This is a genomic window from Cyanobium sp. Tous-M-B4 (assembly GCF_024345395.1).
Taxonomy (GTDB): domain Bacteria; phylum Cyanobacteriota; class Cyanobacteriia; order PCC-6307; family Cyanobiaceae; genus Cyanobium_A.
Genome location: NZ_JAGQBA010000008.1, coordinates 63,717 through 88,841, shown reverse-complemented (window position 1 = coordinate 88,841; position 25,125 = coordinate 63,717). Strand labels below are relative to the sequence as shown.

The following is a 25,125-nucleotide window of genomic DNA, read 5'->3' as shown; positions in this document are numbered from 1 at the left end:
AATAGCTCGATGCCAGGTAAAACATTCATCCCAATCAACTTCATCTTGCTCTTGAAAGAGTTTGTGTAAGTTGACTTAAAAGCCACCCCTAAGGGTGGCTTTTTTGTTGGTTAAGCTTCTTGGGTGGGCTTGGTAATTACAGCGGCTGCAGCTAGTGTCCATTTAGTTCCGGATGGTGGCTGGGTAGTGCGTTCACGAGCTCTCTGGGACCTGCGTAGATGGGATGGTGGCCAGAGATATAGATTGCTGCCCTTTTGGTTGGCTTATAGATTGTGGCTTAAGCTCGACTGCGTTGACCTCAGTGCTGCTTTCGCATATCACAGTCTTCAGTCTTTATTCCCTGTGCTTTTGATAGCACTTTCCATTGCGGCTAGGTTGCTTGGCGGGGATGAGGGTTTGGTTGAGAGGTTATTGGTAGTTGTTTCGGAAATCTTGCCCAATTCGGCGATGCCGATTTTTTCTTCAACATTGTCAGCTTTTTTAAGGCAAGGATTTGGTGCTGGGATTCTTGGTGCCGTTGTATTGATTTTAACGGCAAGCAATGCCTATCTCACTTTGCAGCGTGGCGCTGATCGGCTTTGGTGGAATCGCCCAGCAGGGCTTGAGGATTTGCCATGGAAGCGTTTGGTAGTTCGCTATGTGCGATTACGTATCAAGGCTTTTGGCCTTGTGTCATTATTCGCCCTTTTTATTGTGGTCGATCAGGCTTTCACCAGTATGCGTCTGCTTGGCTCGGCCAGCTTGTGGGCCCGTGTCCTGGAGATTCTGCCTGTGGCTCGTGATTTGCAGCGTCCAGTTTCATCAATACTTGACTTACTGATTTCGTTGCTGATTTCTATTGCCTTGGCCATGTTGTTGTTGTGGGTATTGCCCTCGCGTCGTGTCGCTTGGCAGCCTCTGTTCCCAGGGGCGCTATTAATAGGTTCAACCCTCACCATCCTTAATTTGGTGCTTGGGCGCATTCTGTTGGCGGTAGGGGTGCGCTTTCAGGCCTATGGGCTGGTGGGGGGTGTGTTGTTGTTGAGTCTTTGGGTTTGGTTGGTTGGTGTCATCCTTTACTACGGTCAGTGCTTGTGTGTCGTCCTGGACCGGCGCCAGCGCGTCAGGATGGATGTATCTGCCCCAATTGAAATCAGCTGATGCCGCGATCACGTACCTGGCTCTGGTTGCTGTTGGCGCTTTTGCTGCTCCTCGCTCCCGGTCCGGCAGGGCGCTTTGTACTCGATCTGCTCGGAGGCATAACCTTGCTCTTGGTGTTTTTGCCCCTATTACTGGGAGCGGCTGGCTTCGTGGCTTGGCAGGTGATTCAAAGCAGGCTGCGTACCTGTGAATCCTGTGGTTTTGCCTCCATGGAGAAGGAATTTTGCCCAGCCTGTGGCAGCGCTTTTTCCGCTTCTGCGTCGGGTTCCGAGTCTGGTGAGCAGTTTGATGTCAGTAACGTCACCATCGATGTACAAGTCGTCAACGAGGAAAATCCATCTCCTTGAGCTTGCATCTAATTCTTTATTTCTAATTCCTGGCCGGTAGGTGTGGGCTTTTGCCCGCGTGCTAATTCCTCCAAACGGCGCTCTCGTAAATACAAAAATAGTGGGGCTCCACATGCGAAAGCAAGCGTTACGCAGCTGAGCAGTACCCAAGGCAGCCCTCGCATTTGCAGCCGCTTGCTCTCCTGCGCGATCCAAATCACCACCGCCGTTGCTCCTATTGCCAGGTCCCTTGATAGGGAGCTTGCGGCTGGATTTGCATTTGCAAGATGCACAAACATGCCTATGTCGAAGCTTGATCCGTATTGCCTGATGAAGTCAACGTTTGCTAGCCAGGGAAGAACCGCCCCGCTGATCGCTAAGGCTAGATACAGCCATTTCAAGGTTGAATTCCCCTGAATGGCGATGGTGCTGATGCCAGTGCTGCTGTTGCTAGGGCTGGTGTCGGAATTAGCTGCCATGATTTGAGTTGATTCTAGTTGGGCTCATTAAAGGGGACTACCGCGATATCTCCTTCCTGCCACAGCATTACTTCCTGTTCCACATGGGCGAGTACCGCCTCACAGCGATCCAAATAGGCGCGGGCTTGACGGTATAGACCTGTCATTGCTTCGACATCTAGGTCCGTGGCTTGCAGGGCTGATAAGGCCAGTTGCAGGGCGGTGTGGGCTTCGTTGTATGAGAGATCGGCGCCAACGCTTTCGAAGCTTTCATTTTCTTTTGTTTTGCTTGTGGCCTTTGCTTTAGGCATCCGTTCAGAGCTTCGCCTCAGGAGCTTGATGCAGAATCTCGCGCACCACGGCGCTCGCCTGCCCATCTGTGAGTTGGGCTATGACTTCGCCCCCTTGTTCTAGTTGCTGCACGGAGCGCACCACAAGCCCTTTGCCATTGCGCAGCAAGCAGAAGCCCCTCTTGAGCTGGTGTGCGGGCGAAAGTGCCTGCAGCAGCTGCTGCGCATGCCCCAGGGACTGGCGACGACAGGTCACTAGGGCGAGTGGATGCACCCCCGCTAGGCGCTCCCGATACCGAGTGAGTCGCTGACGCTCTCCTTGCAGCCTCAGTTGGACGAGTTGCTGTAGGTGTCTCCCCTGCTGCTGCAATGTCTGAACCGCTACGCGGCGATCTGGCAATAGGGCCACCAGGGCAGCGGTGGGGGTGGCGGCCCTGTAGTCCGCTACCAGGTCGGCAACGGTGGTGTCATCTTCGTGGCCAATGCCACTGACTACGGGCACAGGGCAGGCGGCTAAACATCGCGCCAGCTCTTCGTTATCAAACACGGCTAGGTCTTCGCGGCTGCCTCCGCCTCGGCCGATCACGATCGCATCGATGCCCAACTGCTCCACTTGGGAGCTCAGCTGTCCCAGGGTCCGGCAGATGGCTTCGTGTACGGGGCCTTGTACGGGTATTGGCACCACGACTACTGCTGTCGCTGGCCAGCGCTCGGCGCTGGTGCGCAGCATGTCGGCCAAGGCAGAACTCGGACAGCTCGTGAGCAGGGCAATGCGCCTTGGGAAAGCTGGTAGGGGGCGCTTGCGGTCTTGATCCAATAACCCTTCGAGGGCCAGCCGCTCCCGCACCTGTTCGAACTGACGCAGGACCGAACTCAGGCTCGGCCTGATGTCGAGTGCCTGAACGCAGAGGCTTGCCCGGCTGCTCCAAAAATTGAGCTTGCCCACCACTACGACCCCATCTCCGTCTTCGGGAACGAAGGTCAGCTTCGCCAGTTGGGAGGCCCAAACCACTGCTGAAATTGATGCCTGCTCGTCGACCAGGGTCATCCAGAGATGTCCCTTTTTGAGCTGGGGCCGGCTCACGGTTGCGTCAAGCAGAAATCGAGGTGCAAAGCCTCGCTCCAGCAGCGATGCCACCGCGCAATTCAGTTCTGTGACGCCATAGCGCGGTATGCCTGAAAAATCCCCGGCCGCAGTCACGGTTGGATCTGCCGGTAGCAGATCCACCAGTAGAGGCTCACCAGGCCTGCTACCAGCGCTACCGATCGCCCAATCGGATGATCAAAGCGAATCAGGCCTGCGACGCAGATCACTAGGGCGCTGCTAAGCAGGCGCGAGCCATCACGACGGTTGTTGACGTAAAAGCGGGCCAAGGCAGCCTTGCCGGAAAGATCCAGTTTGGGGCAGGCAGGTGCCTTATCTGCCCATGCCCCTCAGGTTCGATGATTCCCCTTTTGCAGCCTCGCTTTGGTAAGGGCCGTCGCCTCGGCTTGGCACGGGTCTTCTGGCCAGGGGTGACGGGGGTAGCGCCCGCGCAGCTCCTTGCGCACCTCCGGATAGTTGCGCTCCCAGAAGCCCGCCAGATCCTGGGTGATCGCTGCTGGCCGGCCGGCCGGTGTGAGCAGGTGCACGGTCACGGCTAGCTGGCCTGAGAGCACCATTGGGTTTGTGCGAGCGCCGAATAGCTCCTGCAGCTTTACTGCCAGCACGGGCTGGCCGCTGCTGTAGTCGAGCTTGACCTGGCGGCCAGAGGGCACGGTCAGGGCCACTGGCAGCAGCTGATCGAGTTGGGGACGCAAGCTCCAGGGGGCGTCGCCCCAGAGGGCTTCGCCTAGGGGTAGTCCCTGCAGGTCGTCGCGGCTGCGGAGGCCGTTGAGGTGGGGGCCGAGCCATTCATCTAGCTGTTCAAGTAGCAGCTGGGGGCTGCAGTCGGGCCATGGGTCGCCTAGGTGCTGGTGGGCCAGGCTGAGGCGTTGCTGGAGTTGGCGGCTAACGGGATCCCATGGCAGAGCTTCCAGTCCCAGCTGCCGCAGGCCCTCTACCAGGGCGCTGCGAATCAAGGCCGGTTCGGCTTCGCCCCAGCTGCGGCGCTCAAGTACCAGCGCCCCTAGCCGCAGGGAGCGCTCGCAGCGCACCCGTTGACCTTCTCCATCCCAGCGCGCCTCCACTGCGACCTGGCCTTGCCCGCCGGGATGCTCCGCCAGTTGCCGCAGTTGGCTGATATCAAGGGGGATCGCTAGCTGGATGCGAGCGTCCTGGCCTTGGCCATCCAGCTGGGCAACGGCCAGAGCAGGGCAGGCCACTAGGGGATCGTCTGAATGGAGCACGGCGCCGCGGCCGCCACTGAGGAGGTAGCGGCCGGGCTTGCCTGATCTGGCTAGGGCCAGCCGCTCCGGATAGGCGGCGGCAATTAGCGCGGCCGCCGCTTCTGACAGGGTTACTGATCGGCCAACAGGCATTGCAGCTGTAGGGCTGGAACCCTGACCACCTAGTTGCCTGACCTGGCGGTGCAGCTGGCTTTGCAGCTGACGCAGCCGGCGCTGGGAGCTATCGCCAGGGCGGTCTTCCCCTAGCCAGTCAAGTCGCCGCAGCAGGTCACTGCCGGCCTCCTGACGGTTGAGCGGATCGCGCTCGCTTAGCAGCACCGCCAGGCCGCAGGCCAGCTCCAGTTGGCCAAGTTGCTCGCCCAGCAGTAGCAGCTGGGCGAGGCGCGGATGCACCCCCAGTTGGGCCAGGTGCTGCCCGTGGCTGTTCAGCCGCCCGCTGGCGCCTAGGGCACCAAGCTGGTCGAGCTGCAGACGGGCCTCCTGCAGGTGTGCAGGTGCTGGTGGGTCGATCCAGTGCAGGTCCCTGCCAAGGGGATCGCCCCACTGGGCCAGTTGCAAGGCCAGGGGCAGGGGATCTACCTCGAGCAACTCCGGTGGATCGAAAGCGGGACGGCGCTGCTGTTCAGCGGGCGACCAAAGGCGCAGGCAGCGACCTAGCCCCAGGCGACCGGCCCGTCCGGCCCGTTGCTCAGCGCTGGCTTGGCTGGCGGGCACGGTGACGAGGCCATCAAGTCCACTGCCCGGATCGAAGCGGTTGCGGCGGCTCAGACCACTGTCGAGCACCAGGGTTACCCCAGCCAAGGTGAGGGAACTCTCAGCGATGGAAGTGGCGAGCACCACCTTGCCCGCGGCGCTGCTGGCCGGGCCGATAGCGCGGCCTTGGGTCTCCAGGGTCAGGTTGCCGTGCAGGGGAACGCACTCCACGACCCCATGGGTGGACTTTCCCCAGTCGGTGGCGGCGATCGCCCTGCTGCAGTCCTGGATCTCCTTTAGCCCTGGGAGGAAAACCAGCACCGTTTCGCCGTCGCCGCGCTGCTCTAGCCAGTGCTGCTCAAGGGCGCGCACCACCTGTTGCGCCAGCCTTTCGCCTGGTCGCGGTGGCTGGTGGCTGACTGCCACCGGGTAGCAACGCCCTTCGCTAGTCAGCACGGTGGCCCCAGGCAACTGCTCCGCCAGCGGGGCCAGGTTGAGGGTGGCAGACATCAGCACCAGCCGCAGCTCTGGCCTCAGCAGCTCCCTGGCCTGACGCACCAGGGCAAGAGATAGGTCGGTGTCGGCGCCGCGCTCATGGAATTCGTCAAAGATCAGGCACTCCACCCGATCAAGGCCGGGGTTTGCCTGCAAGCGCCGCAGAAACAGGCCGTCTGTTAGCACCTCCAGGCGGGTGGCGGCTGAGATGCAGGATTCGAGCCGCACGCTGTAGCCAACTTGCTGGCCGAGGGGCTCACCGAGCTCGGCCGCCAGCCTTTGGGCTGCCGCTTTGGCTGCCAGGCGACGGGGTTCCAGCATCCAGATGCGGCCAGATGCGTCACCCGGCTTGCCCGGCTCCAGGTTCAGTCCTGACAGCAGAGCTAGGGGCACCCGGGTCGTTTTACCTGCTCCAGGGGGTGCCTGGAGCAGCACGGTTGCCCCGGGCCTGCAGGCTTCGAGCAGCGGCGCCAGCAGGCCGTCAATCGGGAGCGGGGGCGTTGGCAGCGGGCTTTCCTGGTGGAATCAGCGCACGTGGCGAATGCCATCCACCGGGTGGTAGGCCTCGCCTGTGAGCTCCTCGTAAACGATCGCCGGCAGGCCGGTTTCAAACATGGTTTGCAAGGCCTCCTTCAGGTAAGGATTCCAGCCCCCAGTGCTCACCTTGCCGTGGCGAACAGTCCAGTCCCAGGTGCCTTGCAGGTCTCGGGGGATGCGCCCCTCTCGGTCGCGACGGGCAACGAGATCCTGAGATTCAACCAGACCTACCAAAATTGGATCCCTGCCGTAGGCGGGAGTGATGCTCAACTCCAGCCGAATCGGATCTTCCTTGATCAGCTTGAGGCGAAAACGAGGTGGCAGCTTGAGACTTGTCAGCACTGCAGCCACTATTCGGGTCCGTTGATCCACCTTCTGTCTCCGCTGAAAAACGCTTGCTCAACGGAGAGCCTATTCAGCTGAGGTCACCTGGGTAAGCCGCTTGCTCGTTGTCGCCGCTGAAGCGCACGGTCAACAGGTCTTCCTGGGTGATCTGACCATCTGAATCAAGCAGCTCCGGATGGATGGTGAGTCGCCCGGTGCGGTCGAGATTGGACCTGATTTCGGGTACTTGTGCTGAAGGCGCACCCTCAGCATCTCGATCACCTGGACGGGGAATGGCTCGGAATCCCTGACCCATCACCTTGAAGGCTTGCCATAGCAGTAATACGAAGCAGGCCCCGTAGACCAGGGGTAAAAGCTGGGAGAACACAGTGTTCATGGCCGTAAAGCTGGCCTCAGATGGGTGGTTGCGTGTCGCGGTTCCATCATTGCCTGGAGCGAGCCGTTTGGGGATCAACGACTGCAACATCTCCGGTATTGGCAACCATCCAGGCCCACAGGGTGCTGCAGGCGGCACCGAAGGCGAGAAAAGCAATTAGCAGTCGCCCAGTGTCCATGGAATTAAAAGAATATTTATTAACAATAGGGCTGATTTGGGCCGCCCGTGGCGCCCGAACTGGGAGGGAAATCACGATCTAGGCAGCCGCTGGCTGCTTGCTTACGGTTTTACTAGTTGGATCTTGTGGTGATGGCTGATTTGCGGGCCTTGCCCTGGCTGGGCTCGGGGTTAGTGGTTATGGCTCTGCTGGCGCCCCCGGCCCCCTGGCCAGCCGCTGCCGCCCTTGCCCAGAGTGCAGCTTCAGTCAGCTCGAACCGCCAGTCGTTTGTAGCGGCGGCCGTCCGCCGCGCTGGACCCGCGGTGGTGACCATTGACACGGAACGGACCGTGGCCGCCTCAGGTGGTGCTTCGGGAGGTTTGCCCAGTGGCCTGCTCAACGACCCTCTGTTTCGCCAATTTTTTGGCATGCCCCAGCTGCAACAGCAGCCCTCTCAGCGCACAGAGCGGGGTCAGGGAAGCGGCTTTATTTTTCAGGCTGAGGGCCTAATTTTGACTAATGCCCACGTGGTGGAGAAATCAGACCGAGTGACCGTGGGGCTGCAGGGCGGTCGTCGGGTTGAGGGCACGGTGGTCGGTCTTGATCGCCGCACGGATCTGGCGGTCGTGAGGTTGGCGGGCAATGGCCCCTGGCCAGTAGCGCCCTTGGGCAACTCCGACAGCCTGCAAGTGGGCGAGTGGGCAATTGCCGTAGGCAACCCGTACGGGTTGGACAACACCGTGACCATGGGGATCATCAGCAATCTCAACCGCAACGCCAGCAAGCTGGGCATCACAGACAAGCGCTTGGATCTGATTCAGACCGATGCAGCAATTAACCCGGGCAATTCAGGTGGACCACTGCTAAACGCTGATGGCGAGGTGATCGGTATTAACACCTTGGTGCGTACCGGGCCTGGGGCAGGCTTGGGATTTGCCATTCCAATTAACCGGGCCCGGGATATTGCCCGACAATTGCTTACCTCTGGTCGCGTCAGCCACCCAGTTATCGGCGTAAGTCTCGACGGGGTTCGTGCCGGTGATGGCGCTGGGCTGAATCAAGGCGTGCGGGTGATGGCGATACAGGCTTCCTCACCGGCGGCCCGGGCAGGCCTGCAAAAGGGCGATGTAATCGTCGCGGTGGGTGATCAGCCCATTGCTAGCCCCTCCCAGCTGGTGACAGCGGTGGAGAGGGCAGGGGTGGGGGGAAGCTTGGCGCTTCGGGTGAATAGGGCCGGAAAATTGATGCAGTTAACCGTTATTCCAGCCCAATTAGCCCCAGCCCCCTAGGCCTCTTGCCCCCACGGACTGCCCAGGCTTGGTGAAACTTGGGTTGGTGCGCCGAGTTGCTGACGCATCACCCACTGGGTTGCCGCCTTTTGGCTATGCCAGGCCTGGAGTAGCTGCTTGGCAATGCCTCGCAGAGTCTGGGGATCGGCGGTGGCTTCAATAGCCCGGTTCATGCGCTCCAGCTCAAACTGCTGGCCGAGACTGAGGGCGAGTGGTTCAGACATGGCACGCACCACAGGTATCTGTTTGACCCCGTAACGCTACAAACTGTTTCATTCGCTTGCGTAGCGGTTGCGACAGGGTGCCTTGCCTGTGCTGATTTGCTGTTACGCGGTGGTGGGATGGCCGATATCTGGGCTCAGGGCTGTTCACGCAGCTCTTCAACGCAGCGCGTCACGCAGGCGCCGTCGTCTAGGGAGCAGGTGGTGATGCATTCGAAATACACCTCCAAAGCGTCGCTTTGGCCGCCAGTCTCCTGATAGCCGGCGACTTGATAGCTGGTGCCCTGGGCGTTGGGGCCCATGTGTGCATTACCCATGATCTCCTGCGGTGGCGACTCCTTGTCAGCCTATGCACACCAAACCAAGGCGGCTAGTGAAATGAGTCTTCCTGCCTAAGCGGCGGTGAAGTTCTGTGTACTTGCTGAGGCAGGAGGCTGCGGGCGGCGCTGGTCAGCTGGATTTTGACTGGGATTTTCGAGACGCCTGCTTGGCTTTGTTGGCTGCCTGTTTTGCCGCTTTGCGTTCTGCTTCTTCGGCCTGCCGGGCCAGGCCAGCTTCCTCTTCTTTCTTGGTGAGGTAATAGGAATAATCGCCGCGGTAGAGTACCAGTTGGCCATCCCGAATCTCCACGATCCGGTTGGCCACCCTGGAGATGAAATAGCGGTCGTGACTCACCAGCAAGGCCGCCCCTTCGTAGTCGATCAGCGCGTCTTCCAGCATCTGCTTGGCTGGAATATCAAGGTGATTAGTGGGCTCATCCAGAACTAGGAGGTTGCAGGGGCTGAGCAGCATTAATGCCAGCGCCAGCCTGGCTTTCTCTCCTCCAGAGAGCTTGCCGGCCTCCTTGAATACGCTTTCGTTGCTGAAGCAGAAGCTGCCTAGCAGCGAGCGCACTTGGGTCTGAGTCCAGTCGGGCACCACCTCGAAGATCGTGTTGATCACGGTTTTGGAGAGGTCTAGGGCTTCGGCCTGGTTCTGCTCGAAGTAGTTCGCTATCACGTTGTGCTCCCCGAGGCTGGCGCAGCCGTCCTCGGGCTTTTCGCTGCCCATGATGAGCCGCAGCAGGGTTGATTTACCGGCGCCGTTAGGCCCGACAAAGGCGATGCGGTCACCCCGTTCCACCTCCAGCTCAGCACCCAAAAACAGAATCTGCTCGCCGTAGCTGTGGGTCAGATTTTTGATGTCTGCCACCAGGCGCCCAGAGCGTGGTGCTTCGGGAAAGCGGAATCGCGGCCCGCCGACACCTTCGAGCGGAGCTTCAACCCGCTCAACTTTCTCCAACAGTTTCTCCCGGCTTTTGGCCTGGGTGGAGCGGGTAGCACTGGCCCGAAAGCGGTCGATGTAGGCCTGCTGGGCTCCAAGCTCCTTTTGTTGCCGATCAAATGCGGCCTGAGTTGCTTCGCGCTCCAGGACTTTCTGCTCTAGGTGCTGGCTGTAGTTGCCCAGGTAGGTGCGCGATACCCCCCGTTCGGTTTCCACTATCTGGTTGCAGACCCGATCCAAGAAGGTGCGGTCGTGGCTGATCACCACTAGGGCCGCGGTTTGTTCGACCAGATAGCCCTCGAGCCACTGAATCGTTTCAACGTCCAGATGGTTGGTGGGCTCGTCGAGCAGCAGCAGATCCGGTTCCTGGAGGAGGATTTTGCCGAGGGCGATGCGCATCTGCCAGCCGCCGGAATAATCCCCCACCAGCTGTTCGGCCCCCTCGGGACTGAAGCCAATGGTGGGCAACAATTTGTCGATGCGGGCGTCGAGCTCGTAGCCGTGCAACGCCTCGAAACGGCTGTGCAGCCGGCCTAGCTCGTGGATTAGCTCGTCAAGATGGTCGGGGTCGCTGGCGGCCTGCTCGCTGGCCATTTCGTGCTCCAGCTGGTGCTGGCGAATCAGCACTTCAGCTGCTTCGCCGAAGGCCTGGAACAGCTCCTCTCGCACCGTGCGGGCTGGATCGACGTCGAATTCCTGTTGCAGGTAGGCAATGCGGGGTTCGCCTTGCTTCACCACCAGGCCACTGCTGGGCTCTTCCAGCCCGGCAATGATCTTCATCTGGGTGGACTTGCCAGCTCCGTTGACGCCCACCAAGCCAATGCGGTCCCCCGGCCTCACCTCCCAGGTGACATCCCGCAGCACCTCGCCGGTGGGATAAATCTTGCCGAGGCGTTCGAGGCGGAGCACGGAGAAGGGTCTAGGGACCAGTTCCATCATCCCTGGCGACCTGTCTGCCGGGGGTCGGCTAGGTAATCATCTGGTGCAGACTCGTCTCACCTGCCTGTGGGACGGCCATGATCAAACGCCTTGAGCAGGTGGCAGCTCTGGTTGTCGCAGCTGGTCTGGCGCTTGTGAGTTATTGGCTCTTTTTCAGCTGGGCAGGTGGTGATCGCGATCAGCGACAACAGCGCCGCACCAACTCAGAGCCCCCCGCGAGCCTTCACCAGCCACTGCTTGCTGACGCTGTCATCCAGGCTGGAAACGTAGGTGCGGATCTCTTGGGCGCTGACCGGCAAGCCGAACTGCTGGCCCAGCTCAATGATTCGGCTAATGGCCCCAGAAGGATCCTGTAGGGCCTGGCGGAATAGCGCTTGGGTTAGGTCGTGGTCGGCACTGATTTGGGCGTAGAGCTCAGCAGCATTGCTGGCGTGCAGAGGTCTCACGGCGTCGTCTGGTAGTGCGTCGACGTTGCTGGCGGTCATTGCAAGCAGCAAATTATCGAAACTTTAAAACGAATGGGTTTAGGCGGCTAGCTGGTTTTCGCCTTGCTCTGGTGTGCCACAGGCGGATGCATCTTCCATGCTGCGGGCATCTAGGCAAAGCACTTTGCGCAGCTCGGCGTAGTTGGCTGCAAGTGCGCCTCTTCCCTCCTGCTGGGCGCCGTATTCGGCCCGCTGCAGAACGTGATGCAGGTGGGTGAGCAGGTAGGTGCTGATTACTGCGGAGACGAGCACATCGCTGCGTTCGGCTGTCCGGCGTTTGCGGCCCTGGGCAGCTGAGGCAGGGGTTGAGGCGCGTGGGGTGGAGGAACGGGGCACGGTGTGCACCTCCGATGGGATGGTTGCCTTCAGCATAGTCTTGGATACTACCCTTGTGCATCTCTGTACACTGGTTTGTATCTGAGGGGTATGGGCTGGAGATTGCAAGCTCCAGTCCTGCCCCACGCCTGCTTCGCAACTCCGTGGCCACCCGGCAGACCTCCTCGAGTGGCAAGTCCAAATCACCTCGCATTCAGGTGGTGTTGCCCGAGCAGCTCTGCCAACAGTTGGCTGAATTCGCGGATGCCGAGTCCCGTACGGTGAGCAACATGGCCAAGGTGCTGATCCAGCAAGGTGTGGAGCGGCTGCAGCAGGCCCAAGCCAGCCAGGCTTCCCCGGTTCAGGCGGGATTCCAGGCTGAGCTTTTTCGTCAGGGACTGGAGGCCAGTCAGGCCCAAAAACCCCAGCGCCTGCGGGGAGCTCCCCGCAGGGTTCGGTTGCACCGACCTGACTGAGGACGGGCGCAAAGCCCCAGCACCGCGCCGCCGCTCGCGCCGGTGACTGAGGGCAGGTTTCCCTGATGCCCCAGGGCGTGCCACCAGGCCAGCAGGGCGAAGGCCAAGGCCTCTCTCTCTGCCTCGCCGATGCCAAATTCCACCAACGGCCGCACGATCAGGCCGCGGCAGCGGCGTTGCAGTTGTTCTACTAGCAGGCTGTTGCGGCAGCCCCCTCCAGCCACCAGCAGCTCGATCGCTTGGGGTCCATGGCCCAACTCCTGGGCTACAACTGCGGCACTGAAGCCGGTCAGGGTGGCTAGGGCGTCCGCCGCGTCTCGCCCCTTGAGTTCGGCCAGCCTTCGCTCCAGGTCTGCCTGGCCGAATAGCTCTCGACCGGTGGACTTCGGCGGTGGGCACTGGAAATAGGGCTCAGCTAACCAGCGTTTAATGAGGGCTTCATCGATCTGTCCCTGGCGGGCCCAGGCCCCATCAGCGTCATAGCTCTGCTGGCCGCCACTGAAGTGCATGGTTGCCAGGTCCAGCAGGGTATTTGCGGGACCACAGTCCCAGCCCCGCACTGGTAGGCAACTTTCGGGGCCCTGGGCCGGTGGGATCAGGGTGAGGTTGGCAATGCCCCCCAGATTCAGTACCGCCCGCCAGCCGCCGCAACGACCCAGTAGGGCCTGGTCTGCAGGCGGGACAAGCGGTGCTCCCTGGCCGCCAAGGGCCAGATCGGCACTGCGGAAATCAAATACCACCGGCGTAGCCAGCAGTTCCGCCAGCAGTGGCCCTTGAAGTAGTTGCCAGCTGGCACCCCGCTGGCCAGCCTGGGGCGGGCGATGCCAGAGGGTCTGGCCGTGGCAGCCAACTAATTGGGCCCTGCCCTGGGGATCGCATGCTCTGGCTGCGAGAGCTTGCTGCTCGGTCACGGCTTCCGCCAATTCGAGCAGCGTTGAGCTAGCGAACGATTGGCCTTGGCCAACGCCAATTATCTGGCGTTGGAGCTCGGCGGGGTAAGGGTTGAAGTGGTGATTTTCCAGCCTCCAGCGCGGACGTTGGGGCGGCCCGCTGAAGCTGGCCAGGACGGCATCCACGCCATCGGCGCTTGTGCCGCTCATCAACCCCAACACCCGCATCAGCCCAAACTCACTTGTTGGGCTGGGGGGTCATGCGCAAGTAGGGCTTGATCTCAGTGACGCCCTTGGCAAACTTGGCGCGGGCATCTTCGGTGGAGATCGATGGCACTACGACGCAATCGTCGCCGTCTTTCCAATTCACCGGGGTGGCCACGGAGTGGTTGTCGGTGAGCTGCAGTGAATCAATCACCCGCAGGATTTCGTGGAAGTTGCGACCTGTGCTGGCGGGGTAGGTGATCTGCAGGCGCAGTTTCTTGTTGGGATCGATGATGAACACCGAACGCACAGTCAGATTATTAAGGGAGTTGGGGTGAATCATCCCGTAAAGGTCGCTCACCTTTTTGTCCGCATCCGCAAGGATCGGATAATCAACTGTTGTGTTCTGGGTTTCGTTGATATCGCAGATCCAGCCGTTGTGGCTTTCGGCGGAATCCACACTCAGGGCGATGGTTTTGACGTTGCGCTTTTCCCATTCAGGGCGCAGCCGGGATACCTCTCCCAATTCTGTGGTGCAAACAGGGGTGTAGTCGGCCGGGTGGGAGAACAGCACAACCCAGCTGTCAGCGCCGAAGTCGTAGAGATTGATCGGCCCCAGCTGGGAATCCTGGGTGAAATCGGGAACGGTATCGCCGAGTTGGAGGGCCATAGAGGCTGAAAGGGAGGAAGAAAGCAAGTGCTGATCGTGCCACAAGTCAGCGCGCAGATGTGGTGTTTTCGTCCTCAGGCGCTGACTCGGGCCAGCTGCGCAACTCCTGGCGCAGGTGCTGCAGGCCCAGGCAGGCGGTGGCGGAAATGAACAGGGCCGTTGGGGCTAGCGCCCTGGCTCGCTCCACCTCCCCGGCTGGGCAGCGGTCGATTTGATTGGCGATTAGGCGCCTGGGGGCGGTTGCTCCAAGGGAATCGAGGATGGTGTTGACGGTGCGCCACTGCTCGGGCCAGGCCGGGTCGGCCAGATCAACCACGATCAACAGGCCCTCAGCTTCAAGGGTTTCCTCCAGGGTTGAGCGGAATGCTTCCAACAGGGGCGGGGGCAAATCGCGGATGAAGCCAACCGTGTCAGTGAGCAGCACTGGTTCCGGCAATTCAAGTCGTCGGGTGGTGGGATCAAGGGTGGCGAACAGCTTGTTTTCGGCCAGTACGGCGCGGCCCTCGCTGGCCCTGGTTAAGGCGTTGAGCAGGGAACTTTTGCCGGCGTTGGTGTAACCCACTAGGGCCAGTCGCCGCAGTCCCTGGCGGCTGCGACGCAACCGGGCCCGGTGTTCGCCCAGCTGGCTCACCTCCCGCTGCAACCGCTCAATCCGGCGGGCGATGGCGCGACGATCTTTTTCCAGTTGGGTTTCGCCCGGCCCCCTGGTGCCGATGCCTCCCCCCTGCCGCGACAGGCTGCGGCCGCGGCCGGTGAGTCGGGGCAGCCTGTAGCGCAGTTGGGCTAGTTCCACCTGGAGGCGTCCGGCGGCGCTGGCGGCCCGTTGGGCAAAGATGTCGAGAATCAGTTCACTGCGGTCGCTCACCGGCAGATCCAGGAGCCGCTCCAGATTGCGGGCTTGCACCGGTGTGAGCTCCCGGTCTGTCACTACCAGGGTGGCGCCGAGCCGCCGGGCCTCCAGGGCTGCTTCACCCACTTTCCCCTCACCCCAGAGGGTCTGGGGAGCAACTTGGCTGCGGCGCTGCTCCACCACTCCCACCGGCACAGCACCGGCGCTGCTTACGAGTCCCTCCAGTTCGGCGATCAGGCGCTGGGCCCGGCCGCGGTCGCCGGGGGTGAGGGCTAGCAGCAGCACCTTTTCAGGGCCGTCTTGGTTGGCGCCAAAGGTGCTATCGCTGGGTGCATTTGGCTGGGTGAGGCTGAGGGGATCGCGGCCGCACAATTCGGCTAGATCTTCAGTCGCTTCGCTTGCCCAGGGTTCGGCGGCGTCGGGGTGGGCCACCAACAGTTGGGCGGGCCATTGGCCCCCCGCCCCCGCCCTGTCGCCGAAGCGCAGCCAAAAGATGGGCGCTATATCCAGCCCCACGATTCCCTCCTGGCGGCCGGCTTCGAGTTGTTTGGTTCGGCCGCAGCAGGTGATCAGCCGCAGCTCGGAACCCTGGCGGCGCTCTGAGCCGGGCAGGCGCTCCAGCAGCCGGCCCGATTGCTCCAGCGGCCCCACCCAGAGCAGCCGGCACAGGCCCCGGCTATCCACTACCAGGGTGAGCGGCAGCTCCAGCTCACGGCTTTCACTGGCAAGCCGCTGCAAGCAGAGCAATTCGGCTACCTGGTCGTCCGGATGGCGGCGGTGACAGAGGCGTTCCAGGCGTCTTTTTTGGGCGGGTCGCAAGCCGGCCGTGCGCCCCGCCAGGCCGCCTTGTTTCACCACAGATAAAGAACGATTAAGGATTTGATCATGGGCGGGCCTTGCCCACCACAAGCTTGGGCTCCCGGCAGGGTCACCGGGGCCAGTCCGCTAGCCAGCCGGCGACCACTTTTAACTGATGCGATTTGCCAGGTAAGCGGGCCAGGTAGGCCAGTTTGCGGATCTGAAATGCCGCCGCTCCCGCCAGGGTGAATCCGCCGCCAACGAGGCTTGCTTCGCCTCGGCCCAGGCTCATCATTTCGCCGAGGTCGTTGTAGTTGAAGGGATCGAGGGGTTCGCCTGCGAGGGAATGCATCAGGTTGGCGGCCAGGCACTCAGCTTGTTGGAAGGCCACTTGGGCCGTGGCTGGCAGGGGTAACTCCTGCTGGGCGATGTCGCCTAGGGCAAATAGGTGGGGGTGATCGACCAGCTGCAGGGTGGGCTCGCAGCTCAGTCGTCCAAGTCGGTCGACGGAAATTGGCGGCTGGCATTCAAGCGATTGAAAGCGCAGGCCTGCAGTCCAGATAACCCCATCAACCTTCAGCTGTTCCGAGCCGGCTGGCCCCAGCAGCGTCAATCCACCTGCTTGCACTGCCTCGACGCGGGTGTGGGTTCGCAGCCTCACATCCCGGCGTTGCAGGGCCTGCTCAGCCTGCTCTCTGTTGAAGGCCTTGGCCTGGGGCAGCAGTCCGGGGCCCTGCTCAATCAGGTCCACAATCGTGCTCCCCTGCAACTGGTCGGCCAGCTTGCAGGCCAATTCCACCCCGCTGGCACCAGCTCCCACCACGGCCAAGCGCTGCAGGGGCCGGGACCGCTCCTTCAAGGTCTGGATTAGCAGCTGCAGCCGTTCCACGTCTGCCAAGGTGCGAAAACCGAGGCTGTATTCAGCTACGCCGGGGATGCCGAAGTCATTGGCCTGGGCACCCGTGGCCAGCACCAGGCGGCTGAAGTGCAGGCAGCGGCCGGTAGCGGTATGGACCTGTGAAGACTTGGCGTCGATGCGCACAACCCGGTCCTGCAGCCAGGCCACCCCTTTGCCGGCCAGCAAGCTGTCGTAGCGAGGTGCGATTTCCCAGCTGCGCAGTTCGCCGCTCAGCAGTTCGTAAAGCAGGGGCAGAAACAGGAAGCGATCGTTGGGTTCGATCAGCAGGATTGGTGGATGTTGGCGGCGCTCTGCCAGGGCGAGGGCGGTGTAGAGCCCACCAAAGCCCCCTCCCACGATCACCACCGGTGCGGTTGGCGGGGTCACCGCAGCCTGCGATCGCGCCGCCTCAGGATTCAGCATTGCTTTGGTGGTCTTTCGCCGGCACCTGCTTTTGAACCCTAACCAGCGACTTACTCAAAGGGCGATGATGGTTTGATGCAGACGGACCAAGTCCCAGCCCTTTCACCCGATGGCGCCGGACGGCCGATCGATCTGGAAGCTGCTAGGGCACTGCTTGCACCCTTGCCGGCCCAAGAGCGCCTGAGCTGGGCTCAGAACACCTTCGGGGCAGGATTTGCTTTAACAACCAGTTTTGGCATCCAGTCGGCAGTTCTGCTGCACATGGCCAGTGAGCTGACCGCCAATACCGGCCGGCCCATACCCGTGGTCTGGGTTGATACGGGCTATCTGCCGCCGGAGACCTATCAATACGCCGAGCGCCTGGTAGAGCAGCTCCAGCTCCAATTAGTGGTGGCCCAGTCGGCCATTAGCCCGGCCCGGATGGAAGCTCTGCACGGCCGCCTTTGGGAAACCCACCAGGGCGCAGATCTGGAGCTCTATCACCGCATCCGCAAGGTGGAACCCCTCGACCGGGCCCTCACTGAGCTGGCGGTGACCTGTTGGGCCAGTGGTGTGCGCGGCAGCCAGACCGATCACCGCAAGGCCATGGAACCGCTAGATGCGGTGCGCCAGCGCTGGTCGCTGCGGCCCCTTCTCTCCTGGAGTAAACGGGATGTTTACTACTACATGGAAGAGCACAAATTGCCCCAACACCCGCTGTTTGAGCAGGGTTATTCCACGGTGGGCGACTGGCACTCCAGTGCTCCCGATCTAGGCGATGTCATCGGCCGAGCGACGCGTTTCGGTGGTCTCCAACAGGAATGTGGCATCCATCTGCCGGGATTGATGGGCGAGGGCATCTGAGCGAAGGCCGTTGGCTGCTGATCGGCAACAGCCGATGGCATTGGGCAGAGGGGGCGTTGGGCTGCCTGCGGACGTGGAGTGCTCCAGCCGGTGTGGGACAGCTTGAGGGGCTGGTTGCTTGGGCTGCGGTGGGCCCTGTGCCCGCCTCTGCTCCACTGCCGCTGGAGCGGCGTCTGCACTTGAAAGATGTGCCCTTGTTGGAGCAGCCTGGCTGGCTGGGGGTGGATCGTGCTCTGGTGGGTTGGCGGGCCTGGTGCCTTGCCTCTGGTCCCGTACTGGTGGCTGACGGCGGCACCGCCTTGAGCCTCACCCTGGTCACCAGCGAGGGCCGATTTGGGGGAGGACGCTTGCTAGCCGGAGCGGCCTTGCAGTTGCGGGCCCTGGCTTCTGAAACTGCAGGACTGCCTGGCTTGGACCTGCCCTTGGACCTGCCTTTGGACCTCTGGCCTCGCTCGACCTCAGAAGCTATGGCCGCTGGGGTTTTGCGAGGTCTGGCGGCCGCTCTGGCCGCGGCTGGGCGTGAAGCTCAAACCAGCTGTCCTGGCTGCAGTTTTTGGCTCACGGGAGGAGATGGCTCCCTGCTGAAACCATTGCTGCAGCAGCTGCTAGTTAGCCCCATGCCGCTGCAGCTGGCTCCGGATCTGGCCCTTGAGGCCTTGGCTGCACTCAGGCCAAGCCCAGATCGCTAAGGATGTCGTCCGCCATGGTTTCGGACTTCACCTTTGTGTAGATCTTTTCGATCTTTCCTTCCGCATCCACCACGAAGGTGTGGCGCATCATGCCCATGTATTCCTTGCCCATGAATTTCTTGAGCCCATAGCTCCCATAGGCCTCGGCCACTGCGCAGGGCTCGACGTCGCTTAGCAAGGTGAAGGGAAGGTCATATTTGGCAATGAATTTGGTGTGGCTGCTGGCGCCGTCTTTGCTGATGCCGAGCACGGTGATGGCTTGCTTTTCGAACGTTCCCCACTGGTCGCGGAAATTGCAAGCTTCTTTGGTACAACCCGGGGTGTCGTCCTTGGGATAGAAGTAGATCACCACCCGTTGGCCCTTGAACTGGGAAAGCTTCACCGCCGTTCCGTCTTGGTCTGGCAAGGTGAAATCAGGGGCGGGATCGCCGATCTGCAGGGTCATTGAACATCCAACCGAACTCACAAGTGAGCCTAGGCAGCAGCTTGGATCTGCCGCAGCGCCCAGCTCCCGAGCTATGGCTGCGTTCTCTGGAGGGGGGTGAACTCGGTTATTTATCTATGGCTGAACGCAGTTGGGGCTTGGCCCTGCCTGATCGGCAGCGAAGTCGCTACTTCCAGAGCCGGGCGCTGCTCCGGCAGCAGTTGGCTGAGGTGTTGGGATGCGCTGGTGCCTCGGTGCCTCTCCATAGTCCGCCCGGCCACCCTCCACTGTTAGGGGATGGTCTGGGATGGGTCAGTCTCAGCCATAGCGGCGCTGGCTTGCTGATTGGCTACTCCGGCTCCCCCATCGGAGTCGACCTCGAATCCACTGCTCGACCTATTGAGCCAGCTGGATTGATGCGGCGGTTTTATCCAGAGACTGAACAGGCGCAGTTGCGGGATTTGACTGGGGCGGAGCTACGGCGAGCGGTCCTCAACAGCTGGGTGTTGAAGGAAGCGGCTATCAAGTGGCGCCATCGCACCCTGGCCGCAGAACTGGCTCAGTGGTGTTACGACCACAGCAGCGGCAGCTTGCAGAATCTCAGTGATGGAGCCAAGCCGGATCACAGCAGCGCTCTGCAGCAGGGTTGGCGCTGGGCGGCGGTTGGTGAGGGTTGCGCAGGATTGATGTTGCAGTCGCCAGGACAGCCTGAAGAGGCAGCCTGAAGAAAGAACGGGGCCCAAATGGCGCATGATCATTCTAAAAACGCAGATTTGCTCCTGAAATACAGCAAAAACCTTTTGTTTCTGTGTCGATGTTCCCTGCAGACTTACCTCTTTGGTGACACGCCGCATGGCATGGCTACGTTCGAAATGAACTGATGCCATGTTTATCGTGATCAAACGTTTGCTGGCCGGCCTTTTTGTGGGTACGGCCCTATCGGCGGTGGCGCTGCCAGCGTCTGCCGCAGTCGACAACAATCTCCCCGTTCGTTGGAACACCGGCGGCGCCGTGTGGTCCACCAACCAGGACGCCTTTAATACATTCCTGCAGTCTGGTGAAGTCACCGATCGGGGCCTGGAAGGGGGCCTTAGCCGTTCCGGCTGGACCGCTGCCGAGGTGCGTGAAGGCATGAACAAGACCTACAACGTGGACTTGGTTGGCGTCTCCCGCTTCCTCTACTCGGATGCCGGTGTGAAGTTCCTCAAGAACCAAACCACCAGCTACTTCCCCTACTGGAGCATGAACACCTTTGCGGTGCAGGCTCTGCGCTCGGCGATCGTGGCCGATGCCCGTGACGGCCAGATCTCCTCGGCCGGCATCATGAATGCCTTGCCTACCGACATGCGCCTGGCCGACTTCTGCAACACCTACACCGGTGCCCAGAACGTCTGCGCTGAAGGTCGTTGCCAAGGTGACGCCCAGTGCACCTCCCTGCTCTCCTGGTACGTGTTTCTGCCGGCCTGCATTCAGGCCAACCAGATGGCCGATGCCGTGGCTGAAGTGCGCACAATGGCCCCTGCTCCGGTTCAGCAAGTTGAATCTGAGGCCATCCGCGGCCTCTGGTGAGCCTGGCCTTTGGAGAGCATGGCCTTGGTGTTCGGCTCGCCTTAGGCGAATCGCCACCCCAGATGCCCCGGCTAGCGCCGGGGCTTTTTTCATGGGTTGTGGAGTGTTTGCAGTGCGTCCACTCGTCTTGCCCGTACCAAGGTGTGCTCAAGGGTCTGGGGCAGGGGCTGGCCCAGCAGACGGCTGAACGCCTCTTGGAGACTTTGCACGGCATCACTGGCTAGGGGCTTGCCCCGGAGTGCGGCCATCGCTTCGAGATAGGGGCTGGCCGGTGCTAGCCAGCGTTCGATCAGCTCGGCCGTCAGCTCGAGTTGGAGTGATTCCTGCCACTGCTCCTGTTGCACTTGCCATCCAGCGGCGATCAAGCTGCGTTGGCTGATTAGGCCGGTGCTCTGGGCCTGGATCAGTCGCTGCCCCTCCAGGTGGGTTAGCTCCTCCAGCAGGGTTTGTAGGGATGTTTCTGCCGTGCCGATCAGGGCCCGCAGGCCTGCTGCTGGTCCGAGTTGGGGAGTGCTGAACAGCAGGCGCCATTGGCCGGTGTGGCCCAGCAGCGCGCCTGCCTGGCCGATCCAGGCCTCGAGTTGTTCGGCGCTGAGGCCCTGCCAGGGTTGCCGCGCTATCACCCAGTCGAAGCGGGCCCCGGAGTCAAGTGCGAGTTGCGGTTCGAGCTGGGAGCTAAGGGCGGTAGGGGTTTGGGGAGGCACCAGCAGCAGCTGGGGTTGGCGCAGGCTTTCGAGCACCTTTAGCTGGGCCTGCAGCCGCTCCAGGTCGGAGGCCTGGGCCACGGTGATCACTACCCCGCCCTCGGGCGTAGCGGCCAGGGGATCTAGGGCCCATAGCAACGACCTCGCTTCCAGCACCAGCACCCGGTCGTGGCGCCGCCAGCCCACCCCATCCCAGAACCGACGTCTCAGAGTGTCGAGTCGTTCTCCCTCGGCGGCGGCTTGCCGCTGCAGCCAGCGCTCCAGCTGGGGATCCTCCGGACTGCTGCTAAGCACGTCGCCCTGATCCGCCGCCATCTCGGCGGCAGCTGCCAGCTGGGCGGCTCGCCGCTGTTGCAGGCGCTCGCGCCTCTGGCCCTCCCAGCCCAGGCTGCCCGGTTGCCAGAAGATCTCACCTTGAAGTGCGCCAGGCAAATACTGCTGGGCTACCCAGTGCTCGGCGTAGGCATGGGGGTAGCGGTAGCCCACTCCATCGCCAAAAGCCTGGCCATCACGGTTGGCGTCGCGCAGGTGGGCGGGCACCTGCTGGCGGTTGGCGCTGCGCACGCTTTTGAGGGCATCGAAGAAACCCAGCACGCTGTTGCTCTTCTCCGCTCCCGCCAAATAGAGAGCTGCCTGGGCCAGTGGGTAAAGCCCCTCTGGCAATCCCACTCGCTCGAAGCTGGCCGCGCAGGCTTCCACTACCACCACGGCCTGGGGATCGGCTAAGCCGATGTCTTCCCCGGCAGCGATCAACATGCGCCGGAAGATAAAGCGAGGATTTTCGCCCGCCTCCACCATGCGGGCCAACCAGAAAAGGGCCGCATCTGGATCGGAACCGCGCAAGGATTTGATGAAGGCGCTGATCGTGTCGAAGTGGGCATCCCCCTGCTTGTCGTAGAGCACCGCCCGCTGCTGAATCGACTCCTCGGCGATGCTCAGATCGATCCTGATCGAGCCATCAGCGCCGGGAGGAGTGGTCTCCACCGCCAGCTCCAGGGCATTCAGCAGGCTGCGGGCATCGCCCCCGGCCACATCAACCAGGTGGTCGGCCGCTGCTGCGGCTAAGTCAATCGAGCGTCCGCCGTAGCCCACTTCCGGATCCCGCAGGGCCCGCTCCAGCAGCTGGCGCAGGTGTGCTGGCTCAAGCGGTTGCAGGCGAAACAATCGCGAACGGCTTACCAGGGCTTTGTTCACCTCGAAAAAGGGGTTTTCGGTGGTGGCTCCGATCAGATTCACCGTGCCGTTTTCTACCCAGGGCAGCAGGGCATCTTGTTGAGCACTGTTGAAACGGTGCACCTCGTCGATGAACAGGGTGGTGCGCAGGCCATGGTGCGCCAGGCGCTGCTGGGCCGCGTCCACCTCGGCCCGCAGATCCTTGACGCCGGCAAGTACGGCATTGAGGCTGCTGAAGTGGGCCCTGGTGCTGCCAGCAATGATCCGGGCCAGGGTGGTTTTGCCCACCCCCGGCGGGCCGTGCAGGATCAGGTTGCCGACTCGATCTGCGGCGATGGCGCGGCGTAGCAGGCGCCCTACGCCGAGGATCGACTCCTGACCGACGAAGTCATCAAGGCTGCGGGGCCTCAGCCTGTCGGCCAGGGGCGCGACCCGGGCCAGGGTGATGTCGCGTTGATGGCTGAACAGGTCGCTCACGAGGTCGCCGCAGCGCCGTTCTGAGTCCATCATCGGCCCGCCGGCGATACGCTCCGGCCACGCGGCGCGCCCGAGCCACCATCACTTCCATGCACCGCCCTGTTGCTTCCCAGTTTTTGCTTTTCACGGCGATGGCCTCTGCCCTGGTTGTGGGCTGTCAGCAGGGCCGCCAGCCAGCCTCCCGGATACCTGTGGTGCAGAGCCAGCGCCTGGAAACTGCCGAATTTCAAGCCAGTTTTGACACCGTGAGCACCCTGGAGGCTGAGGAGGAGGTGGATCTGGCGGCCCAGGCGGGGGGCCGCATTCAGCGATTGTTGGTGGCTCAAGGAGATCGGGTGCGCCAGGGGCAGCTGCTGCTGGTGCTCGATCAGGCCCAGCTCAGGGCCGAGGTGGCCAGCCTGCGCGCTCAGATGCAGACCAACCGCCTCAATTACCAGCGATATCAGGATCTGGCTCGCCAGGGTGCAGCCAGTGCCCTGCAGCGGGATGAATTTCGCCAGGCCTACATCGCTGCCCGCGAAGCCCTGGTAGCCAAGGAGGCCGACCTCGCCTTCAAGGATTTGCGGGCGCCGATCAGCGGCACGGTGGCGGATTTGCGCGTCAAGCAGGGCGATGTGATTGCTGCGGGCGTGCCGATTACCCGCTTGATCCGCAACGACAATCTCTTGGCCCGCATAGACATACCTGCCACCTATGCCGATCGTGTTCGGCCGGGCCAGCGGGTGCTGCTGCTGGCCGCCTCCAGCTCCCAGCCCCTGGCGGAGGGCCCGGTGATCTCGGTGGATCCGGGGGTGAGCGCTCCAACTCAGACGCTGCTGGTGAAGGCGTCGTTTGCTAATCCGCGGGGCAGCCTGCGCAATGGCCAGCGCAGTCGCACGCGGCTGGTGCTGGATCGGCGCCAGGAGTTGGCCGTTCCCTTCACCGCGGTGACTCGGTTGGCAGGACAGCCCTTCATCTATTTAGTGGGCAGCTTGGCTGAGCTGGAGCAGCGGCCAGGCAAGGCCCCCATAGCCGAGCTGCGCCGGTTGCCGAGCGGCACCCTGTTTGCCTTGCAAACTCCGGTGCAGCTGGGTGATCTGCAGGGAACCCTCTATCCACTGCAGCGCATTGGTCAGGGTGCTGTTCAGGGTGGTGATCGGGTGATCACCGCTGGTCTGCTCAATCTGCGCCACGGTGCTCCTGTGCAACTTGCGAAGCAGGCCAAAAAGGCCGGGGTCCGGTAACTTGCGCTTCGGTGCTCAGTGGATGTGAACAGAGCGGTTGCGGTCACCTCTCTTATCGGCCTGTTGTGCGCAGGGGGGTGTGCCACCAAACAGGCCTCCCGGCCACCGCTGGTGGTTCAGGTCGAGACCATCGGCGAGGCTGATTTCAGCCCCTCGATTGAGGTGATCAGCCAGCTCAGCTCCACCAGTGATGTGGCACTGCGCCCCGAGGTTGATGGGCGAGTGGTGAAGATCCTGGCGACCCAGGGCCAGCGGGTGAAGGCGGGCCAGCCGATCTTGGTGCTCGACAACGTGCAGCAATCGGCAAACCTGGATGCCAGCAAGGCCGAGGCCCGTAAGAATCTGGTTAATGCGGAGCGTTACATTTTTTTGAATGAGCAGGGAGCGGTATCCACCAAGGATCGCGACTTCTACGTCACCCAGGCAATTCAAAGCCGCGACCAAGTGCGTGCCAATGCGGCCACCTTGGGCTACAAATTCGTGACGGCACCGATCAGTGGTGAGATCGGCGATCTCGATACGGTGAAGTTGGGTGATTACGTGCGCCAAGGACAGGCGATCACCGGCATTGTCGATAACTCAAGTCTTTGGACCCTGATGGACGTGCCCGCCACCCGCTCATCGCGAGTTGCGCTTGGCCAGACCGTGCAGCTGGTGACCCAGGGCAACCCTCCCCTGTCTGCGACGGGGAAGGTGGTGTTTATTTCTCCGTACTACGGAGTTAGCGGTAGTAGTTCTTCGCCAAACACGGTGCTAGTTAAGGCCTCCTTCCCTAACCCAAGCGGCCAGCTCAAAACAGGTCAGTACGTGCGCAACCTGATTGTCACCGGCAACACCCGCCAGCTTTCCGTGCCGGTCCAGGCAGTGATGATGCAGGCCCAACAGCCTTTTGTTTATCGGGTGCTGCAACTCAGCCAGGTGCTCGCCAAGATCCGCGCCTCCACCCAAATCCCTGAGGCGCAGAAGCAGAAGCTTGAGGCCCTGCCGCCAGCTACTCCGATCGTGGTGCAAACCCCAGTGCAGCTTGGTGAGCTGGAGGGCAATCGTTACCCGCTGGTCTCGGGCCTGCAGAAAGGAGAAAGGGTTGTGGTTTCCAATACGGCGCTGTTGCGTACCGGTATGCCGGTGAAACTCTCAAGCGGAAGCAACTGAGAAAG

28 protein-coding genes are annotated in these 25,125 nt (G+C 61.8%); 10 read left to right on the top strand and 18 right to left on the bottom strand.

The features are described from left to right. The first annotated feature begins 258 nt into the window (after positions 1-258). A complete protein-coding gene (locus KBY73_RS14455) occupies positions 259-1,140 on the top strand; it encodes a YihY/virulence factor BrkB family protein (RefSeq protein ID WP_254937759.1) in 882 nt (293 codons plus the stop codon). Continuing rightward, the gene (locus KBY73_RS14450; RefSeq protein WP_254937758.1) at positions 1,140-1,487 is read left to right on the top strand and encodes a hypothetical protein; all 348 of its coding nucleotides are present in this window, start codon (positions 1,140-1,142) and stop codon (positions 1,485-1,487) included. The genes KBY73_RS14455 and KBY73_RS14450 overlap by 1 nt, the downstream gene beginning before the upstream one ends. An 8-nt stretch (positions 1,488-1,495) precedes the next feature. Here the strand turns inward: KBY73_RS14450 and KBY73_RS14445 are convergent, their stop codons facing one another. The 7 genes from KBY73_RS14445 to KBY73_RS14415 are packed head-to-tail and all read right to left on the bottom strand — an operon-like array spanning position 1,496 to position 6,988. Further along, on the bottom strand, positions 1,496-1,945 hold the full coding sequence (locus KBY73_RS14445; RefSeq protein WP_254937757.1) for a DUF2834 domain-containing protein: 450 nt from the start codon (positions 1,943-1,945) through the stop codon (positions 1,496-1,498). A 14-nt stretch (positions 1,946-1,959) separates the two neighbouring features. Further along, positions 1,960-2,235: an exodeoxyribonuclease VII small subunit gene (locus KBY73_RS14440; RefSeq protein ID WP_254937756.1), complete on the bottom strand. Its 276-nt coding sequence runs from the start codon at positions 2,233-2,235 to the stop codon at positions 1,960-1,962. A 4-nt stretch (positions 2,236-2,239) separates the two neighbouring features. After that, positions 2,240-3,415 carry an exodeoxyribonuclease VII large subunit gene (xseA, locus tag KBY73_RS14435; RefSeq protein ID WP_254937755.1) on the bottom strand — a complete coding sequence of 392 codons (1,176 nt, stop codon included), beginning with the start codon at positions 3,413-3,415 and terminating at the stop codon, positions 2,240-2,242. Next, positions 3,412-3,588, bottom strand: a complete 177-nt coding sequence (locus tag KBY73_RS14430; protein WP_254937754.1) for a hypothetical protein — start codon at positions 3,586-3,588, stop codon at positions 3,412-3,414. The genes xseA and KBY73_RS14430 overlap by 4 nt, the downstream gene beginning before the upstream one ends. A gap of 60 nt (positions 3,589-3,648) precedes the next feature. Further along, on the bottom strand, positions 3,649-6,216 hold the full coding sequence (gene hrpB / locus KBY73_RS14425) for an ATP-dependent helicase HrpB (RefSeq protein WP_315858445.1): 2,568 nt from the start codon (positions 6,214-6,216) through the stop codon (positions 3,649-3,651). A 39-nt stretch (positions 6,217-6,255) separates the two neighbouring features. Further along, positions 6,256-6,639, bottom strand: coding sequence for a hypothetical protein (locus tag KBY73_RS14420; protein ID WP_106632550.1), 384 nt, complete (start codon positions 6,637-6,639; stop codon positions 6,256-6,258). A gap of 43 nt (positions 6,640-6,682) precedes the next feature. Beyond that, a complete protein-coding gene (locus tag KBY73_RS14415; RefSeq protein ID WP_254937753.1) occupies positions 6,683-6,988 on the bottom strand; it encodes a DUF2973 domain-containing protein in 306 nt (101 codons plus the stop codon). 309 nt (positions 6,989-7,297) lie between these two features. Between KBY73_RS14415 and KBY73_RS14410 the strand changes: the two genes are divergently transcribed. Beyond that, positions 7,298-8,434 carry a trypsin-like peptidase domain-containing protein gene (locus KBY73_RS14410; protein WP_254937752.1) on the top strand — a complete coding sequence of 379 codons (1,137 nt, stop codon included), beginning with the start codon at positions 7,298-7,300 and terminating at the stop codon, positions 8,432-8,434. On the opposite strand, the gene KBY73_RS14405 is transcribed toward KBY73_RS14410, so the two are convergent. The 5 genes from KBY73_RS14405 to KBY73_RS14385 all read right to left on the bottom strand — a co-directional run bounded on the left by KBY73_RS14405 (position 8,431) and on the right by KBY73_RS14385 (position 11,714). After that, a complete protein-coding gene (locus tag KBY73_RS14405) occupies positions 8,431-8,658 on the bottom strand; it encodes a hypothetical protein (protein WP_254937751.1) in 228 nt (75 codons plus the stop codon). The genes KBY73_RS14410 and KBY73_RS14405 overlap by 4 nt on opposite strands. 134 nt (positions 8,659-8,792) lie before the next feature. Further along, a complete protein-coding gene (locus KBY73_RS14400; RefSeq protein WP_254937750.1) occupies positions 8,793-8,957 on the bottom strand; it encodes a hypothetical protein in 165 nt (54 codons plus the stop codon). Between the two features lie 148 nt (positions 8,958-9,105). Continuing rightward, on the bottom strand, positions 9,106-10,854 hold the full coding sequence (locus KBY73_RS14395; protein WP_396097218.1) for an ABC-F family ATP-binding cassette domain-containing protein: 1,749 nt from the start codon (positions 10,852-10,854) through the stop codon (positions 9,106-9,108). Positions 10,855-11,060: 206 nt separating this feature from the next. Further along, positions 11,061-11,342 (bottom strand): hypothetical protein, encoded by a 282-nt coding sequence (locus KBY73_RS14390; RefSeq protein WP_254937748.1) that lies wholly within the window; start codon positions 11,340-11,342, stop codon positions 11,061-11,063. A gap of 39 nt (positions 11,343-11,381) precedes the next feature. Further along, the gene (locus tag KBY73_RS14385) at positions 11,382-11,714 is read right to left on the bottom strand and encodes a hypothetical protein (RefSeq protein ID WP_254937747.1); all 333 of its coding nucleotides are present in this window, start codon (positions 11,712-11,714) and stop codon (positions 11,382-11,384) included. A gap of 107 nt (positions 11,715-11,821) precedes the next feature. On the opposite strand from KBY73_RS14385, the gene KBY73_RS14380 reads away from it, so the two are divergent. Then, positions 11,822-12,133, top strand: coding sequence for a ribbon-helix-helix domain-containing protein (locus KBY73_RS14380; protein WP_254937746.1), 312 nt, complete (start codon positions 11,822-11,824; stop codon positions 12,131-12,133). Here KBY73_RS14380 and KBY73_RS14375 read toward each other — a convergent pair. The 4 genes from KBY73_RS14375 to KBY73_RS14360 form a co-directional block, all read right to left on the bottom strand. Further along, the gene (locus KBY73_RS14375) at positions 12,067-13,251 is read right to left on the bottom strand and encodes an anhydro-N-acetylmuramic acid kinase (RefSeq protein WP_254937745.1); all 1,185 of its coding nucleotides are present in this window, start codon (positions 13,249-13,251) and stop codon (positions 12,067-12,069) included. The two genes, KBY73_RS14380 and KBY73_RS14375, sit on opposite strands and share 67 nt — an antisense overlap. A 10-nt stretch (positions 13,252-13,261) precedes the next feature. Next, on the bottom strand, positions 13,262-13,897 hold the full coding sequence (locus KBY73_RS14370; protein ID WP_254937744.1) for a peroxiredoxin: 636 nt from the start codon (positions 13,895-13,897) through the stop codon (positions 13,262-13,264). A 46-nt stretch (positions 13,898-13,943) separates the two neighbouring features. Then, positions 13,944-15,602: a GTPase HflX gene (gene hflX, locus KBY73_RS14365; protein ID WP_254937743.1), complete on the bottom strand. Its 1,659-nt coding sequence runs from the start codon at positions 15,600-15,602 to the stop codon at positions 13,944-13,946. A 73-nt stretch (positions 15,603-15,675) separates the two neighbouring features. Next, the gene (locus tag KBY73_RS14360; protein WP_254937742.1) at positions 15,676-16,830 is read right to left on the bottom strand and encodes an NAD(P)/FAD-dependent oxidoreductase; all 1,155 of its coding nucleotides are present in this window, start codon (positions 16,828-16,830) and stop codon (positions 15,676-15,678) included. Between the two features lie 111 nt (positions 16,831-16,941). On the opposite strand from KBY73_RS14360, the gene KBY73_RS14355 reads away from it, so the two are divergent. Further along, the gene (locus KBY73_RS14355; protein ID WP_254937741.1) at positions 16,942-17,709 is read left to right on the top strand and encodes a phosphoadenylyl-sulfate reductase; all 768 of its coding nucleotides are present in this window, start codon (positions 16,942-16,944) and stop codon (positions 17,707-17,709) included. 92 nt (positions 17,710-17,801) lie between these two features. Further along, positions 17,802-18,398: a type III pantothenate kinase gene (locus tag KBY73_RS14350; RefSeq protein ID WP_254937740.1), complete on the top strand. Its 597-nt coding sequence runs from the start codon at positions 17,802-17,804 to the stop codon at positions 18,396-18,398. Here the strand turns inward: KBY73_RS14350 and bcp are convergent. After that, complete coding sequence (bcp, locus tag KBY73_RS14345; protein WP_254937739.1) at positions 18,376-18,843, bottom strand: thioredoxin-dependent thiol peroxidase; 468 nt, start codon at positions 18,841-18,843, stop codon at positions 18,376-18,378. The genes KBY73_RS14350 and bcp overlap by 23 nt on opposite strands. A 23-nt stretch (positions 18,844-18,866) precedes the next feature. Here bcp and KBY73_RS14340 point away from each other — a divergent pair, with 23 nt between their 5' ends. Together KBY73_RS14340 and KBY73_RS14335 are read left to right on the top strand one after the other, a co-directional pair. Continuing rightward, positions 18,867-19,547, top strand: coding sequence for a 4'-phosphopantetheinyl transferase superfamily protein (locus KBY73_RS14340; protein WP_254937738.1), 681 nt, complete (start codon positions 18,867-18,869; stop codon positions 19,545-19,547). Between the two features lie 160 nt (positions 19,548-19,707). Then, positions 19,708-20,391: an alpha/beta hydrolase gene (locus KBY73_RS14335; protein ID WP_254937737.1), complete on the top strand. Its 684-nt coding sequence runs from the start codon at positions 19,708-19,710 to the stop codon at positions 20,389-20,391. A gap of 89 nt (positions 20,392-20,480) precedes the next feature. Here the strand turns inward: KBY73_RS14335 and KBY73_RS14330 are convergent, their stop codons facing one another. After that, positions 20,481-22,778: an AAA family ATPase gene (locus tag KBY73_RS14330; RefSeq protein WP_254937736.1), complete on the bottom strand. Its 2,298-nt coding sequence runs from the start codon at positions 22,776-22,778 to the stop codon at positions 20,481-20,483. Positions 22,779-22,834: 56 nt separating this feature from the next. Here KBY73_RS14330 and KBY73_RS14325 point away from each other — a divergent pair, with 56 nt between their 5' ends. Further along, positions 22,835-23,968 (top strand): efflux RND transporter periplasmic adaptor subunit, encoded by a 1,134-nt coding sequence (locus KBY73_RS14325; RefSeq protein ID WP_254937735.1) that lies wholly within the window; start codon positions 22,835-22,837, stop codon positions 23,966-23,968. 111 nt (positions 23,969-24,079) lie between these two features. Beyond that, entirely contained in the window at positions 24,080-25,120 is a 1,041-nt protein-coding gene (locus KBY73_RS14320) for an efflux RND transporter periplasmic adaptor subunit (protein ID WP_254937734.1), read from the top strand. Positions 25,121-25,125: the final 5 nt, after the last annotated feature.